General features: G+C 65.4%; 11 protein-coding genes and 2 pseudogenes. 5 read left to right on the top strand and 8 right to left on the bottom strand.

Features of this window, described 5'->3' with window-relative positions:
• The first annotated feature begins 41 nt into the window (after positions 1 to 41).
• The 3 genes from TR49_RS35180 (at position 42) to TR49_RS35170 (ending at position 2,406) form a co-directional block, all read left to right on the top strand.
• A complete protein-coding gene (locus TR49_RS35180) occupies positions 42 to 515 on the top strand; it encodes a hypothetical protein (protein ID WP_152627620.1) in 474 nt (157 codons plus the stop codon).
• A complete protein-coding gene (locus TR49_RS35175) occupies positions 512 to 940 on the top strand; it encodes a hypothetical protein (RefSeq protein WP_042389518.1) in 429 nt (142 codons plus the stop codon). Before TR49_RS35180 ends, TR49_RS35175 begins: the two co-directional genes overlap by 4 nt.
• Positions 941 to 1,224: 284 nt before the next feature.
• Positions 1,225 to 2,406 (top strand): hypothetical protein, encoded by a 1,182-nt coding sequence (locus TR49_RS35170; RefSeq protein WP_152627619.1) that lies wholly within the window; start codon positions 1,225 to 1,227, stop codon positions 2,404 to 2,406.
• Between the two features lie 52 nt (positions 2,407 to 2,458).
• Here the strand turns inward: TR49_RS35170 and TR49_RS46070 are convergent.
• Positions 2,459 to 3,079 (bottom strand): annotated as a pseudogene (locus TR49_RS46070) (transposase); the annotation flags it as partial.
• Between the two features lie 144 nt (positions 3,080 to 3,223).
• Between TR49_RS46070 and TR49_RS46065 the strand changes: the two are divergent.
• Positions 3,224 to 3,518, top strand: a pseudogene (locus TR49_RS46065) (IS110 family transposase); the annotation flags it as partial.
• 128 nt (positions 3,519 to 3,646) lie between these two features.
• Here TR49_RS46065 and TR49_RS43320 read toward each other — a convergent pair.
• From TR49_RS43320 to TR49_RS46900, 5 genes are all read right to left on the bottom strand, one after another.
• Entirely contained in the window at positions 3,647 to 4,228 is a 582-nt protein-coding gene (locus TR49_RS43320) for a hypothetical protein (protein ID WP_152627618.1), read from the bottom strand.
• A 9-nt stretch (positions 4,229 to 4,237) separates the two neighbouring features.
• Positions 4,238 to 5,572, bottom strand: coding sequence for an RHS repeat-associated core domain-containing protein (locus TR49_RS46525; RefSeq protein WP_439654154.1), 1,335 nt, complete (start codon positions 5,570 to 5,572; stop codon positions 4,238 to 4,240).
• Between the two features lie 490 nt (positions 5,573 to 6,062).
• Positions 6,063 to 6,419 carry a hypothetical protein gene (locus TR49_RS35165; RefSeq protein ID WP_042389514.1) on the bottom strand — a complete coding sequence of 119 codons (357 nt, stop codon included), beginning with the start codon at positions 6,417 to 6,419 and terminating at the stop codon, positions 6,063 to 6,065.
• Between the two features lie 100 nt (positions 6,420 to 6,519).
• Positions 6,520 to 6,831, bottom strand: coding sequence for a hypothetical protein (locus tag TR49_RS35160; RefSeq protein ID WP_042389513.1), 312 nt, complete (start codon positions 6,829 to 6,831; stop codon positions 6,520 to 6,522).
• A gap of 355 nt (positions 6,832 to 7,186) precedes the next feature.
• Positions 7,187 to 7,324 carry a transposase gene (locus TR49_RS46900; RefSeq protein ID WP_084725756.1) on the bottom strand — a complete coding sequence of 46 codons (138 nt, stop codon included), beginning with the start codon at positions 7,322 to 7,324 and terminating at the stop codon, positions 7,187 to 7,189.
• A 572-nt stretch (positions 7,325 to 7,896) separates the two neighbouring features.
• Here TR49_RS46900 and TR49_RS35155 point away from each other — a divergent pair.
• Positions 7,897 to 14,313 carry an RHS repeat domain-containing protein gene (locus TR49_RS35155; protein ID WP_152627617.1) on the top strand — a complete coding sequence of 2,139 codons (6,417 nt, stop codon included), beginning with the start codon at positions 7,897 to 7,899 and terminating at the stop codon, positions 14,311 to 14,313.
• A 64-nt stretch (positions 14,314 to 14,377) separates the two neighbouring features.
• On the opposite strand, the gene TR49_RS43310 is transcribed toward TR49_RS35155, so the two are convergent.
• Together TR49_RS43310 and TR49_RS35150 are read right to left on the bottom strand one after the other, a co-directional pair.
• On the bottom strand, positions 14,378 to 15,307 hold the full coding sequence (locus TR49_RS43310; protein WP_152627616.1) for a hypothetical protein: 930 nt from the start codon (positions 15,305 to 15,307) through the stop codon (positions 14,378 to 14,380).
• Positions 15,308 to 15,836: 529 nt separating this feature from the next.
• On the bottom strand, positions 15,837 to 16,150 hold a 314-nt coding region (locus TR49_RS35150), incomplete at its 5' end, for a C40 family peptidase (protein ID WP_042389511.1).

Raw genomic sequence — 16,150 nt, 5'->3', positions numbered from 1 at the left:
GTGTCAGACTCCCTACACGACGCGCCGCGAAAGGGGGATCAGTGGCCAACGCAGTGGCGTTCGTTGTCCCAGCCGTGTTCGTGGCAGGCACGGCGACGCTGGTTGTCATGCTCGCCCGCTTCGAAGCCAGAATCCATCGCCTGGAGAATCGCCTTGAGCAACGGCGCGCACGAGAAGCAGCCAGAAGAGCCACTGTCCATCTCTTCGACTTCATCGTGTTCGACAGCCAGGAGACCGCCAAATTCGCGACCAGCATCGTCGCGGCGGCTGGCGGCGGGGGAATCAGCGGCATCGCGGCCAAGGCCGAGGCGGTCGTGAGGTCCCTGGCCGAGACAGAAGCCCCCGGGCCGACCCTACTTGATGTGGGTGACGACCCGGACACCGTCCACGCCGCCGCGTCGATCAGTCAGGGCTTGACCCAGTTGTTCCTCGTCCTAGGGCCGCCGCCGGATCCGAGCGGCACCAGCGCCAACGCCCCCCTCGTTCCAAGCCAGGGAGGAGGTGCCCTCGAATGACGGACGCACCTACCGCCATTCCGGGGCCGACCGGCCTGGAGATCGCAACCCAGTGGGCCGTGCTTCCTCCCGAGCACCTCAAGGCCGCGCTGCTCCGCTTGGAACCGGAGTTGAAGCGGCAGCACGAGGCCCGGATGGAGGCACTTCGCATCAGCGAGGCGTCACACAACCGGCAACTCGCCCTGGACGAGAAGGAGGCGCAACAGGACTTCCTGCTGCGCGGAGGCGGGCTCATCGCAGGGTTCATGCTCGCCGCGGGAATGCTCGCTGCCGCGGTCGTCGCGGTGCTGCGCAACGAGCCGTGGGTGGCTAGTGCCTGGGGAAGCACGGGCATGGTGGGCGTGGTCGGGGCGTTTGTACCGAGGTTCCGCGCAGCAGCCATGGGAAAGACCGCGAATGCGAAGCATGAAGCTCAAAAAACCTGAGTCCTCAGGCTGACGTCGGCTGGCAGACATCATGCACACGCGCGGTGATCACCGCTACGGCCTGCGTGGCATCGGCGAATTGCGAAACGTTGGACGGCATCGCGGTGTCGCTCAGAGGCCCTGAAGGCGAGATACAGCAAGGCCCACGTGCGGGGGCTAGTCCGGTTTCCGCGTGGGGCCACGCCGCCTCGCCTTGAAGGAGACGAAGATGATGCCTCGGAGCTGTATGAGCCTGCGCGGATCCAGTTCCGCTGCCGACGTGTTTGACACACAGGCCAGAGACGTTGGAGAACATCAGCGTGTTCAGAGTCGAATTCTCCGAGGTGCATCGCCGCCTCCGTGAAGACATGCGCCTCCTGCAGGGGATCCCCGAAGTTGAACGCGTAGCGTTGACGCGAAGTGTGCTCAAGGCTGCGTCCCGGGTCATTCTTCGCCGGGACACGTTCTGGGCACATTGGGAGTTGGGCCCTGCAGGCTTCGTCCTCATAGCGCCACTGACCTTCCAGATCCTCACCTCCCCCCAGCCGGGAACCTACGCCTCCGAAGTCTTGCTGGCAGGGACGGGCATCACCGGAGTCATCAGCCTGCTACTGCTCGCACGCGTCTTTGGGAAATTGGCGTCATACGGTATAAGCCGTTGGCCGCAGTTGTTCATTCACTTCCTGCGTCGTGCCTCCGCGTTCGTACTCCCACTCGCTCTCCTGACCCTTGGCTATCTCTCTGCAACGCACCCCGCTCCCGCCTCGTATAGCCGTCGGACGCTCTCCTGGCCCATAGCCCTGGACGTGTTCACGATCGCCATTGCCACTCTGGCGACGGCGGCATGGCTTTTCACCCGAAGGATGCTGCGTCACTACCGCCACCAGAGCCTGGACGTCATGATGATGGGGCTCCTGGCGATTGCTGCTCGCATCGGTCACGTTCGTCGCGCCGGGCAGTGGAACGACGCCCAGGCCAGATCCCTCGCTGTGCGTCTGGAAGCTCTGGCGTGGACCGCGGAGTACTACCCGCCCTTCGAGCACCGGGCGCCGCTGACGGACTACCGGGCAAGGGCCTTGGCCCGCAAGGAGGGGGCGCGTCTCGCCGCGCTCATCAGGCTGCACAAGGAACCGGTTCTGACCGCGCTTCGAGCCGACCAGCTCGAGCGGGTCGAGGCATCGATCTGTCACGGCCTGCTGTGCTGGAGTCGCGGCGACTGGACCGCGCTGACCGAACACGCCCCGGCTGTGGTCAGTCCTCGCCGCTGGTACCGCGTGTGGCAACGGGTATGGCCAGCAGGTGTCCTGGCGGGCTTCGCCCTCCTCCTCCCGATGATCCATCAGCTGGCAGGCAGCCAGGTGGCTGCCAGCATCAGGATCAGCCTTCTCGTGGCTGCGGCCCTTTCGCTTGTCACTGGCGGGGTTCCGGTGGCGGACAAGGTCCAGGACGTTGTTGGGAAGTCCCTCCCCTGGCTCAAGAGCGGATGAGGACGAGAGCCGGCAAGTGCGGTCACCTGCCCGGGGAGGGAGCACTGACTGGTCGTCGGGCCCGGTCGAGGGCGTCCTTATCCCCGGCGACAGCGTCGGGCCGGGTGCGGGGCCGGCAGACGGGACCACAGACCCGGGTCTTGTTCAGGACGGGGATGAACTGCGGGCTGTCGGCCGCCTGCCCTGCGGTCAGGATGAACACCAGCGGCCGGCACTTGCGGTCGGCGGCGAGGTGGACCTTGCTGGTCTGGCCCCCCCGAGAGCGTCCCATGAGGGCGGACTTCCGCCGGAGCTTCCGGCGGCGTCGGACTAGTCGTCGCTCCTCCCGCCCGGGGTCAGCTGCATTGTCCCATCCGCTTTGTTCTTCACGGTAGCCCCTTTGACCTTGCCTTCTCCTCCTCAGCGGCAGCCTTCTCCAAAGGGATGAGCACGTCCAGGCTCAGGTGCATCCCGGCATCGTGGTGAGCGCGCGGTGGTGAACTCGATGCTGACCAGGGGCAGGTCCACGTCGCCCCGCTTCGCAGCCTCCGCGATCAGGCGCCTCGAACACGCCGACGTTACGCCACTGGCGGAAGCGGTTGGAAACGGTCGACCATGCGCCGAACTCCCGGGGCATCTCCCACCACTGCCCGCTGGTCTTGAGCCGCCAGATCACACCTCGAACTGCTGACCTGTGTTGACGTAATAGTCGGCAGCCACAGGATCCGGCACACGAGAGAGATGACTACCCGCGCGGATTCCCAGCCACCATCGACGTCCTTGCACGTTCCTACCTGCGGCGATTGACCCTTCGGGCTTCAAGGTGCGAAGTGCAACACGACTCCAGCACCCCGTTGTCCTCGCCCTGCTGGAGCGGTTCGGCTCTCCTGCCCAGATCCGCAAGGCCGGATGCCGTCGACTGGTCGACTTGCAGCAGCCGAAGGCCCCGCGGATGACTGAGCGGCTCGCCGAGGACACCTTCGCTGCCCTTGACGAGCAGACCGTCGTCGCTCGGGGCACACAAGCGGCCGCACTGACCGTTCCCAGCCTGGCCGGCCCGCTGGCCGCCATCCTGGACTCGGCAAAGACCTGGCCCACGGATCGAGGAACTCCTGGACAGCCACCCACTTTCGACAGGGTCACCAGTATACGGAGGCAGCTGCAGGCTCCTTTGGACCAGGGCTCTCTCCCGCAAGATGAAACAAGCCGACGGCGCCATCGTCGTCGATCACCGCCAGAAGGCTCCGCCAAATCGGACGACTTAGTTTGCTTTACGCATCGACCATGTCCATTCCGTGGAACCAGACGCGAGCAGTCGATTGAGCAATGGATCCTCTTTCAGAAGAAGAACCGAGAGCAGTTCGACCATTGTAAGATCATAACGTCTCCATGCCTCACCTGGTCTGTCTCCGCGGAACCAAACAAGGCAAGGCCAGGTATTTGGATCGGCTTCACTCGTGAGCCAGAAGCAATGGTCTCCATTTGGATTAGAGGCCCATGCGAGCAGTCCACCGGATTCTGGATAGAAAACGTATGGGCAGGCACCAGGCCTAATTTCGTCAATCTCAGTAAGAGCAGCCCCAATCTCTCGCGAGTTATATTCGACCATGCGGATAAATCCGCCGCCATCAACGCGCCAACCGCTCCCCCGACGGATCAAAGGGGAGAAGATTCTCAGTTCATCGGCGATCTTCCCCGGAGGAAATGTTTCACAAAACTGCAGATAGTCCTCCGGCAGATCTATGCCAATTTCGGCACGGACGGCTGGCCTCGAAATCGAGATGCCACCTCGAATTGGCGGCGGCTGCAGCTTTGATTCAAGAAATTGCAGACCTGAATACAAGACCTCTCCTCAGTTCCCTAGGTTGTAGCAGCGTTCGCCGAGCCATCGACAGTTCTCGACGTCATAGTCCTTCTCGTGCACATCCGTCCCATCGGCGTTGTACCATACCAAAACATATTGAAAATCAGTCGGGATGGTGCTCTTTCCCGGCCAGCGATAAATCGGTTTGGCCGAGAACTCCACGATCTTTCCTTGGTCGCGCAAATAATCAGCCTTGATCTGGACATCGTACATTCCACCTCTTCCCGTATTGACGGGGTACTGCCAGCACGGCGCCAGGTTTTGAGCGGCGCCAGCCCCTCCGGGATCCTTTGGGAGTAGGTGACAGCGGGAAACCCAGTCCGTTGAAGAGTCCTCCATAATCCTGTCCGCCTTGCTAACCGCGTCGGGATAACCGGCGACGTTGCGCGTCGGGTCACCACCCTTGCCGACGGGACCGAAAAGGCACGCCCCGGCTCCAGTTGCTGCACCCGTATTCGGGTCCACATCTCCGTACCATGACCAGCCACCACTCGTTCCATTGGGCACTGACCCCGGCGGAGGGTGGTCGATGCACCGATCCCCTCTACGGTCGCGTCGTGTATCCACTACCCCGTCACCGCCCGGCCCCACTCGCGGTTCTGGGTCAGGATCGGGTGTTGGCCCGGGTGCCGGCTCGTCGGAGAAGTTTGCGATGATGTCCGCGAATGCCGCGTCAACAGCATCGGCTGTCAGTGTGGTCACCGTTGTGGCAGCAGCGCTCGCGAAGGCACCGGCTCCAGCGGCGACGCCGGTGATGAGGCCCGTGGCTAGGTGGGTGACTTCCCTCTCGATCCAGCTGAGTGGGTTGTCGTGGATGTGCGGGCGCTTGTTGATCGGGGTCGGGTCGAATTTGGGGCCGCAGTTCAGGTAGCAGTTCCCGCCACCACCACCGCCACCGCCACCGCCGTTTCCGCCGCCGCCACCGTTTCCACCGCCACCGTTTCCACCCGGGTTGAAGACATCCGTGACGCCGCCACCCGGCTGGGTTCCGTCGCCGCCGCACTCCTGAAGCCAGGAGTGGGTATCGCACAGGCGCTGGCGGGCTGTCTCGTCGCTACCACCTCCACCCGCTGGGATGAGGCTGGACGAGCCACCGTCACCGGCCTCAAGAAGGCACCACAGTTCGGCCTCGACGCCGTACTCCATACCGAACTCGATGCACTCCACGGGGGATACGTGCCCTGTCGGATCGGTGCCGTCGAGTGGGTCACCGTCGGCATAGGTGTAGCGGTTGCCCTGGATGGACTTGGGGTTGGGGTTGAGCGTCCAGCTGTCGCGTGAGGCGAAGGTGCCGGTGCCGGGCATGTACCAGCGTGCGTGCATGTTGACGAGGCCGGTGGTGGGGTCGGTCCAGCCGCTTTGCCTCCGTCGAGGCACACGAAGCCGCGCTGGCCCGCGTCGCCGAGGCGGGCGGACAGCCGGTCAGCTGGGTGCAGCTGATCTGCGAACTTCAGCGCGACTGGAACCGTGCGGACACCCGGGACACCTTCACATCGATCCTCTTCGAGCACGGCGAACCGCCCGCGTGATCGACGCGGGAGCACGGCTGGACACCGCCCTGGCACGCCGCGCACCGGCCGGACCCGGCCGGGGCCCGGCCGGCGCGGCTCTTCTGAGGCCGCCACGCACCGCGGTGCCCCCGGAGAGCGGGAAGTGCGGGCCCAGGCGCGATCCGCGGCTTCCCCTGAGAGCGGCACGCTGAAGCCCGCTCAATCCCCGGCCGCACGGCCGCAGCCCCCTCCGCGTGCGGAGGGGGCTGCGGCCGTGCGTCATACCGCGGCGGTTGCAGCGCGGGAGCCGCCGGGCGGGCGGTCTACTGCGGGTGCCCGCCGCTGTCAGTCGGTCCGCTTGCGCGAACCATCTCCTCGAGCAGTTCGAACAGCTTGGCGACCACGCGGGCGTTGTCCTCGGGTTCGAGACGGCGCCAGTCCCGCGTCGGCCAGTCCGTAAGGCCGGCCTCTTCAAGGACCCGCACGTACCAGACCTGGTTGGTCCTGCGTCCTGTGTGCTCGACCAACCAGTCCTCGAGTGCAGCCACCAACCCCGGGGACCGAGCGGACTCCATCCCCATGAAGAAGGCAACGTACCCTCCGAACGAGCCGTCCAGGCCGAATATGGCCGGCCTCGAACGGGCGAAAGCGAGGATCTCCTCCTCGGAGAGCGGGGTCATCTACTCGGCACCGCCGCCCGCGCCGCCTGTGCTGCCTGTGCTGCCTGTGCTGCCTGCACCATCGCCTTCTCCCTCCGGGACGAACCGGAACCCGCCGCCGTCACTCGGAGCCAGGGAGCCGTTGCGCCCCCGTCCATTCCGCGCCCGACCCTGGGCCCATGTCGTCGAAGTTCGCCATGTACTCCTCCATCGTCTCCCCGTCCCGGCCGGTCCAGTCGTCGAAGACCATCCCGTCCATCTCCACCGCGTAGTGGACCTTCCACCCGCTCTCGGACTCGCCGCGGTAGTTCAGGATCCCGCCGAAGGGCATGACACGGTTCGAGATCTCGATGATTCGGCCGCCTCCGAGGCGCTGCTGGATCTCCAGGGCGCACGCCTCGCAGTTGGCGCTTCCCCCTCCTGAAGGGCGCACTGACCTGCGTCCTCGCCAACCTCAACCAGCTGGACGACGACCACGTGGTGCAGTCCTGGCTGGACGCCGGGATGGTCGGGTCCACAGCAGGGCAATGCCTGGCACCGTCGCGGTCCTGCACGTTCGCCGCGCCGACGTGGACGGCCTACAGCAGGCCGAGGGTGTCGGTGACGATGAACCGCTTGCGGCCCTTGACCTTCTTACCTGTGTCGAAGCCTCTGGTAACGACCGGGACCGTGTCGGCGGTGCGGACTGACTGCGCGTCGATGAGCCTAGCGGCAGGCTCGATGTTGCGGCCGCGGCCGCACGGCCCTGATCCCGGAGCGCGTCGTGGAGCCGCCCGACCGTGCCGTCGTCATGCCACCACGAGAAGCACCAGTACACCGGTGGGCCACGGCGCGAGGTCCTTCGTCCACTGCTGCCAGGAGCAGCCGGTCCGAACCAGGTAGAAAATCGCGTCCAGGATCCGACGCCGCGGGTGCTTCTCGCACAGACCACCCTCGGTCCCACTCGTGCCGGCGGCAGCAACGGCTCGATCAGCGCCCGCTGTTCATGCGTCAGCTGCGGCGGATTGCGCCCACCGGTCACAGCAAGCCCAACGATCATGCTGCCCTCGGGGCACGGCAGACGTCGAGGGGCGCGCCGGTAGCTGAGGCGCCATGATCCAAAGGATTGTGACTGCAGGTCAAAACATGTGCCGATGTGTCCGAATCAATAGTTCGGTAAGACGCATCCGCATCCTGGTCGGCCAATTGCGACGACGTTTGGGGCACCTTCCAGTCGTCCGGTCTGCTCTGAAGCGCTCTGGCAGCGCCAACGCTCCAGCGTCATTTGTGTTGTCCGGTCACTGCTTGCACCGATCAGTCCTTCGTGAGGCTGGGGTAAGAGCCACAGCAACGCTCGCTTCCGGAGCTCCTTGGACCGCTGTTAGCGTCCGCTCGAATTGCTTGATCAAACCAGGTTTGACGAGGGGCGGACGCTGTGAAACCCGGCATGCACCGGCGAACTTCCGTTAGACACAGGCACCGAGGATGGACGACGCTCAGGAGTGCAGTCGCATCTTCCGTGACCGCGGTACTGTTCACCGCAGCACTCGGCTCCGCACCCGCCTTCGCGCACGCGCGTGCGATACCGCAGGCGCCACACACGAGGCCGGTTCCTGTCGCACCGGTCCTGTCGCACTACCGGCACACCACGCCGCTGGCGACCTGGCACGCGCCCACCACGGTCTGGCCGTCGGGCTCGGCCGAAGTTACCGTTGCGACACCTGCGCACTCGTCGGCTGCGACGGCCCGCAGCACCGCCGGCACGATACCCCAGGCGCCCCAGCGCGTCGGCTCCCTGCCGGTGTGGGTGTCCGGAACGGGAGCCGCAGGCACTTCGACACCCGTGTCCGTGTCGGTCCTGTCGCGTCAGGCCGCTGCGGCCGCAGGGGTGCACGGAGTCCTGGTGGCCGTCAGGGCTCCGCTCCAGGCGGGGCGGCTCAATGTCACCTTGGACTACGGGGCGTTCGCGAACGCGTTCGGCGGCGACTGGGCCTCGCGGCTGCACCTTGTGCAGCTGCCCGCGTGCGCGCTGACCACACCTCAGATTGCCACGTGCCGCTCCCAGACACCGCTCACGACGCGCAACTCGACCAAGTCCGAGAAGATCTCGGCCCAGCTGTCCTCGTCGAGCACTTCGGCGGCCAGGTCCTCCTCCAAGACCGGTCCAGCGGTCCAGGCGAGCGCCGTGATGTCAGCCGGCGCGACGGTCCTTGCCGCCGACTCCTCGGCCGGCGGCGGAGGCGGTGACTTCACCCAGACCTCCCTCAAGCCCTCCAGCACCTGGCAGGCAGGCGGCAGCGCGGACGCGTTCACCTGGTCCTACCCGTTCTCGACTCCGCCCGTGCCAGGCGGCCTGTCGCCGAAACTGTCTCTCGCATACAACTCTCAGGCGCTGGACGGGCTGACCTCCACGACGAACAACCAGGCCTCGGTGGCTGGCGACGGCTTCTCCCTGGGCGAGAGCTTCATCGAGCGCTCGTATCAGTCTTGCCACCAGAACCCCTCGGGCCCCACGCAGACCTGGGACCAGTGCTGGTCGTCGAACAACCAGATCACCCTGTCCCTCAATGGCTCCTCGACCACGCTGATCAAGGACGACAGCACCGGTGCGTGGCATCCGCAAAACGACGCGAACGAGAGGGTCGAGTATCTGACCGGGGCGAGCAATGGCGCTCAGAACGGCGAATACTGGCGGGTGACGACCCCGGACGGCACCCAGTACACATTCGGGCTCAATCAGCTGCCCGGCTGGGCCTCCGGTGACACGGCGACAAACTCCGTTCTGACCGAGCCGGTGTACGCCACCGCCTCCGGGCAGCCGTGCTACAACTCGACGTTCTCCAGTTCGTACTGCGAGCAGGCGTACCGGTGGATGCTTGACTACGTCAAAGACACACACGGCGACGTCGTCTCGTACTTCTACAACAACGACACGAACTACTACGCCCAGGACCTCGGGACCACTGCACCGACCACCTCGGCGTACACGCGTGACGCCTACCTTCACCAGATCCAGTACGGGCAGCGCGACGGTTCCGTGTACTCCACGAGCCCGGCCGCGCAGGTGACGTTCTCCTACAACGGCCGCTGCAACACCTCGTCGACCGGGTGCGCCACCTCCACACTGACTTCCTCGACGGCGTCGAACTGGCCCGACGTCCCCTACGACCTGAATTGCGCGAGCAAGGCGTCGTGTAGCGCGCAAGCGCCTTCGTTCTGGTCCGAGAACGAGCTCACGGGCATTCAGACGCAGGCGCTGGTCGGTTCGACCGAGACCAACGTCGACTCGTGGGCTTTCACCTACTCCTTCCCGGCGACCGGGGACGCGACCAATCCGTCGCTGTGGCTGTCGACGCTGACCCGCACCGGTCAGGACACCACGGCTGGCGGCTCCAGCTCATCCATCACGATGCCTTCCATCTCGTTCTCCGGGACACCGCTGTCGAATCGGGTGAACCTCTCGGACGGCTACCCCCCGATCACGCGCTACCGCCTCAACAAGATCATCACTGAGTCCGGCGGCGTCATCAACGTCGGCTACTCAGCGCCAGCCTGCGGTACGTCAGTGCCGAGTGACCCGAGTCAGAACACGCAGCTGTGCTATCCGGCGTACTGGACTCCGAACGGCCAGACCAGCCCGATCGAGGACTGGTTCAACAAGTACATCGTCACCGGCGTCACCCAGCAGGATCCGACTGGTGGGGGCGTCAACGACACCATCGCCACCACTTACACACCTGTCGGAAGCCCCGCCTGGCACTACGACGACAACCCGCTGACGCCCTCCAACCAGCGCACATGGGGTGAGTGGCGCGGCTACCAGGGCATGAAGGTCACCACCGGCACCAGCCCGGACCCGGTGACCGAGACCGACTACACCTACTTCCGGGGCATGGACGGCGACACCCTGCCCAGCAACGGAACCCGCTCCGTATCGATCACCGATTCGCGCAATGACACCGCGATCGCGGACTCGAACCAGTTCGCTGGCATGACCTACGAGACGATCGTCTACAACGGTGCTGGCTCGGGCAAGCAGGTCACCGACACCATCACCGACCCGTGGACCTCCTCCGCGACCGCGACGCGCGCTCTCTCCGGGCTTCCGTCCCAGCAGGCATTCCACACCGGCAGCGCCAAGACCCGCGACTTCACCCCGCTGGCCTCCGGAGCGACCCGGGAAACGGAAACCGACTACACCTACGACTCCTACGGCCGAGCGACCAAGGTCAATGACCTCGGCGACGTCTCCACGTCGGCGGACGATCTGTGCACCACCGCGACCTACGCCGACAACACCACCGCGTGGATCCTGGACAAGACCGACGAAGTCCAGACCGTATCGGTGACCTGCTCGACGACTCCCACGCTTCCCGCGAACGCTGTCTCCGACACGCGTGCCTTCTACGACGGGTCCGCCACCTTTGGTAGCGCACCCACCGCAGGCGACCCCACCATGGTGCAGACGGCGACGTCCTACACGGGCAGTACGCCGACCTACACGACGATGTCCACGGTTGTGAGTTCGGATCAGTACGGGCGCCCGACATCCGTCAAGGACGCAGACGGCCGCCAGACGAGCACCGCCTACACCCCGGCGACCGGCGCCCAGCCAACCTCGGTGACCATGACCGACCCGCTCGGACACACGAGCACCACGAGCTACGACTCTCTCCGGGCGCTTCAAAAGTCCGTCACCGATTCGGGGGGATACCAGGTCTCGGCGCAGTTCGATGCCCTCGGCCGCACGACCGCAGTTTTCAAGCCCGGCATCACGAGTGCGGTGACGAAGTACAGCTACTCGGTGTCCAACTCCGCGCCGTCGCTGGTGACAGCGCAGACACTCGACAACGATGGAACCAACTACCGTACCAGCGAGACCCTTTACGATGCGCTGCTGCGGGTGCGTGAGACGCAGACCGCGACGCTGGACGGCGGGCGCGACGTGACCGACACCGTCTACAACACGCTCGGGTTGGTCTCCAAGACCGCCGATCCCTACTACACCACCGGGGCCCCGAGCGGAACGCTCGTCCAGGCCCAGGACGGTCAGGTCCCCTCCGAGACCGGCTACAGCTACGACGGGGCCGGACGGAAGAGCGCCACCATCGCCTACGCGCTCGGCACCCAGACCTGGCAGACCGGCTACACCTACGGCGGCAACTTCATCACCACCGTGCCCCCGTCCGGCGCCACGGCCCAGACGGTCATCACCGACGCCCGCGGACGCACCACGAACCTGTACCAGTACCACAACGGGGTCCCTGCCGACCCAGTCAACGACCCATCCAGCGACTACGGCAACACGCAGTACGCGTACACCCCCGACGGCAAGCTGGCCTCGGAAAGGGACGCAGCAGGAAACAGCTGGAGTTGGTCCTACAACCTGCTCGGCCTGCGAACCTCCGTCAGTGACCCCGACACAGGGATCACCAGCAGCACCTACGACAACGCAGGGCAACTTCTGTCGGTCACGGACGCGCGCGGCAAGCAGACCAGCTACACCTACGACCTGGACGGGCGCAAGACGGCCGCGTACGACACCACCGGCAACGTCACCCAGGCGGCCACCAACCAGATCGGCGCCTGGACCTACGACACCCTGAAGAAGGGCTACCCGACCGCAGCCACCTCCTACCAGCTCGGCACGGCGAGCGCCTCAGTCACCTCCACGGTGTTGTCGTACAACAGCTTTGCCAAGGTCGCCGCATCCAAGACGACTCTGGCCAACCTGCCTGCCAGCGAGGCGCCGCTCGCGCCGTCCGGCGGCTACGTCACCAGCTACGGATTCAACACAGCGGGCAACCAGACCAGCCAGCAGGACCCGGCCGCTGGCGGCCTGCCCGCCGAAACCGTCACGACCGGCTACGACAACTACAGCGAGCCCACCAGCCTCGCCAGCAGCGGCACCAGCGCTTGGAACTACGCCCAGGCCGTCGGCTATGACGAGTACGGGCACCCGCTGCAGTACACCCTCGGCCCATCCACCAGCTGGGTCGACCTGACCCTGTCCTACGATCCCCAGACCGACGCCGTCACCGACGCCAAGACCACCGACTCCACCAGCAGCACCGTGGTCGACGACACCAGCTACACCTTCGGGAACTCAACCGTCTCCAAGGGCGCCGGACTGCTGACCTCGACCACCGACTCTCAGAGTGGCGGCACCACGGTCGACACCCAGTGCTACACCTACGATTACGCCACCCACCTGACCGGCGCGTGGACTGCCACCGACCACTGCGCCGCCACCCCGCAGCCCGGAAGCAGCAGCAGCGTCGGAGGCACCAACCCTTACTGGCAGACCTGGACCTACGACGCGGCCGGCGACCGCCTGACCCAGACCGACCACGACACCACCGGCAACACGGCCAACGACACCACCACCACCTACAACTACCCGGCCGCCGGATCCGCCACGGACCAACCGCACACACTCACCAGCACCACAGCCACCGGCCCCAACGCTGCGGCCAACACCGCCACATATGCCTACGACGGCTCCGGCAACACCAAGGCCATCAGCGGCGGAGCCCTCGGCAACCAGACACTGACGTGGACCGACCAGGGCAAGCTCGCTACGGACACCAACAGCGCTGGCACCACCAGCTACCTGTACGACTCCGACGGGAACCAGGCCCTGCGTACAGGACCCACCCAGGCGACCTTGTTCCTCGGCGACATGCAGATCGTTGAGAACCTGTCCTCCCAGTCCCTGACCGGCACTCGCTACTACACCATCGCCGGCGCCACCATCGCCGAGCGATCCAACACCGGCGACATCCAATACCTCATCCCGAACCGGCAGGGCACCGACACCCTCGCCATCGACTACCAGACCCAGAACGTAACCCGCCGTCAGTACCTTCCTTTCGGCGGCACCCGCGGCACCGCGCCCTCCTGGCCGGGCGACCGGGGCTATGTCGGCGGCGCCCCAGACTCAGTCACGGGACTGGAAACACTGGGCTCTCGTCAGTACGACGTCCAGACTGGGCGCTTCATCTCCGCGGACCCCGTCTTTGAGATAACCGACCCTCAGCAACTCGGAGGCTACGACTACGCCGGCAACAACCCGGCCACTCAAAGCGACCCCAGCGGCAACATGGTCTGTGACGACGAGGTCTGCGGAAGCGTAGCCGCCGTAGAGAAAATCGACGCCGAAATCGCGGCCGAGCAGGATGCCTTGGCCGCCGCAGCAGCAGCTGAGACGGAGAACATCAGCAACGACCACGACATCGTCGTCGCTGACACTGTTCGCGTGATCAAGCAGGAGATGGTGCGCCTCCATATCACCGGAAAGATCACCATCAGCAACAAGGACAACGAGATCCCTGGCGGAGCCCGGGATGGTAGCGGGGGCACTGGCTACGCCGACATCATCCTGTGGACGGACGACCACGAGGTGTACGTCTGGGAGGTGAAGAGCCGCGGTGGCAGTGCGAAGATCAACGGCAACTGGGTCTCGAACGGCGTACTCGGACCGATCCAACTGGCCCGCTACATCGAGAGGCTGCAGGAAAAGCTCGACGAAGATTCCAGTGAGGGAAGCTACCGGGTGCTGCCAGGCTTCGGACTGCCAAGCAGTGCAGCACCATCGGTCCAGAAGAAGACGGCGGGCCAGGTCATGAACATCTGGTCAGGAAGCCCCGATGCAGGTGACGAGGGGCTGCGCTTCTACGCGTACCCCAAGGCCCAGAAGAAGGCGCAGACAGAGCCACAGAAAGCTCCCGCGCCAGCACCGGCGCCGGCACAGCAGGGGGCAGGATGCGGGTTGATAGCGGCACTTGCCGATGGCGGCTGCGGTGGTTCGGGGCTCTACCCGGTGCTCCCTCAGGGCGAGAACCCGGTAGTGCCCAACGCACCTCAGATGCCGTCAATTCCCCTCTTTCCCTGGTTCGGCGGGGGCGGCGGAGTCCCCGTCGGGGCCTGGTTCTGAGATAGCCAACTGAAGGAGGGCCCCGGTGCACGCGCACCGGGGCCCTCCTTTGGCGCTGCCGAGATTATGCGAAGCGAGCCGCATCCTCCCAGACGATGCTTCGCTTGCGTCCCTCCGCACGACCCGCGATGGTCTCACGCGGAGTCCCCGGGGGGAGCACAGGGGCGACCGCCCGAAATACGCGCAGAACTGCTGCTTCGTCGTATGACGAAAAACGCTCGGTCGCCTGGAGAGCGACAGAGCCGCCACGAAGCTCGTCCACGGAAACAAAGGCGTCGGAATCGCTCAGCGCGGAAGCTCCCCCGAGCCTGTCGACCAACTCTCGGGGCAATACCGTAGCCCACGAATAGCCGCGAAGAACGGACCTCGCCGCAGCCAATGATTTGCGATGGCCACCTCGCCAGAGGACCTCATCAAGGGAGGTGAGACCGCTGTATCCTGCGTCGTCGCAGACATGCCCGAAAGAGGTGCTGGCCAGCATTGCAGTACGCCTGACGAGCCCGAGGAGCGCCTCGGCGGCAGAATCCTGCGGGGTGGGCGATGAGGGGTCGCCAAGAGTGGTCGAGACAAGCAGGTTCGGTGACGGCTGCGCAATGCCGTCCAATGCGACATCCCACACGGCGTCCAGGCGCAGTGATTGGCTCTTGTCTTGGGCGACCATGCCTTGGGAGTCGAGCCGAAAAACGGACACGCCCATGTTCAAGGGTCGCTCGGAAATGTTGCCTTTGATCCATTCGTCAGGATCGGCTGTGCTCGGCATCTCCACAACAGCATCGGGGCGACCGGACATCCGGGCGAAGATTGCGGTGGCATAGCCGTCAGGTGGACCGCAGGTATCGTCGCTGGGGGGAAAAATTCCGTTGTCGGCGATCCAGAGCCATGCACTGGGAGCGACGGCTTGCAGTCCTTGAGTAAGCCATTCCGCTGCCGCGCTGTCCGAGTCCGGAGAGCTGGGGTCGTCAATGTTAAGAAGAGCGCTCAGGCGAGGGAACACGTAGGGGAGCCTACCTCCAGGCTCCCCAAACTCCCACACCTGGCTCCTGGGCGTCGTCATGGCACCCGAGCAGATCAACTCCGCGATCGTCGATGTGGGAACGCAAGCGCGAACGCTGTCCGCGCGTTCTCCGCATGCTGGACCGGTGGACGAATGGTCAGCATCTGTCACCAGGGTGTGGTCGTCGGCAACCTCCACCCAGCACCTCCTGCGGGGCGCAATGCGACGCTTCGCGTCTGATCGCTCGATGACGGCCAGGATGTACCGGCGTTGACCGGTCAAGGTGACGGTCTCAATGAGGAAGCGCCAGGTGACGGTGGCGGCATCGATGGGCCAGCCGGCCCCCGCGGCGAGCAGGGAGCCGGCCAAGGACGCGCGCCCAGGATGTCGATCGCGTCGGTGGTGGGGCGACGGCGTCCACCTCCGTCGCCCGCTGCCAAAGTGCCTCCGACCCGGCGCAACACGCTCTTGGCCCCGCAACCGGGAGGATCTGACCGAATGCCTGGGCGCAGGGCGTGCTGAGAGCGGTTCAGATGTGGCGCATCGCGTAGATCGTGCCGATCGTGGTGATGGACTCGAAGCGGACGACGGCGCCCGTGTGCGGGGCGTGCAGGATGATGCCGTTGCCCGCCCACATGCCCACGTGCTCGCCGCCGTTGAAGAAGACCAGGTCGCCCACGCGCAGGTCGGAGACGGAGGCCACCGGAGTGCCGTCGTTCAGCTGGGCGTAGGTGTCGGGACCGAGCTGGTAGCCGGCCTGGGCGTAAGCCCACATCATCAAGCCGGAGCAGTCGAACTCCGATGGCCCCTTGTAGCCGAAGTGGTAGGGGGAGCCGATCTTCG

This window comes from Streptacidiphilus melanogenes, assembly GCF_000787835.1.
GTDB classification, from domain to species: Bacteria; Actinomycetota; Actinomycetes; order Streptomycetales; family Streptomycetaceae; genus Streptacidiphilus; species Streptacidiphilus melanogenes.
The sequence above is the reverse complement of the archived record's forward strand: the minus strand, read 5'-3'. Positions and strand labels throughout refer to the sequence as shown.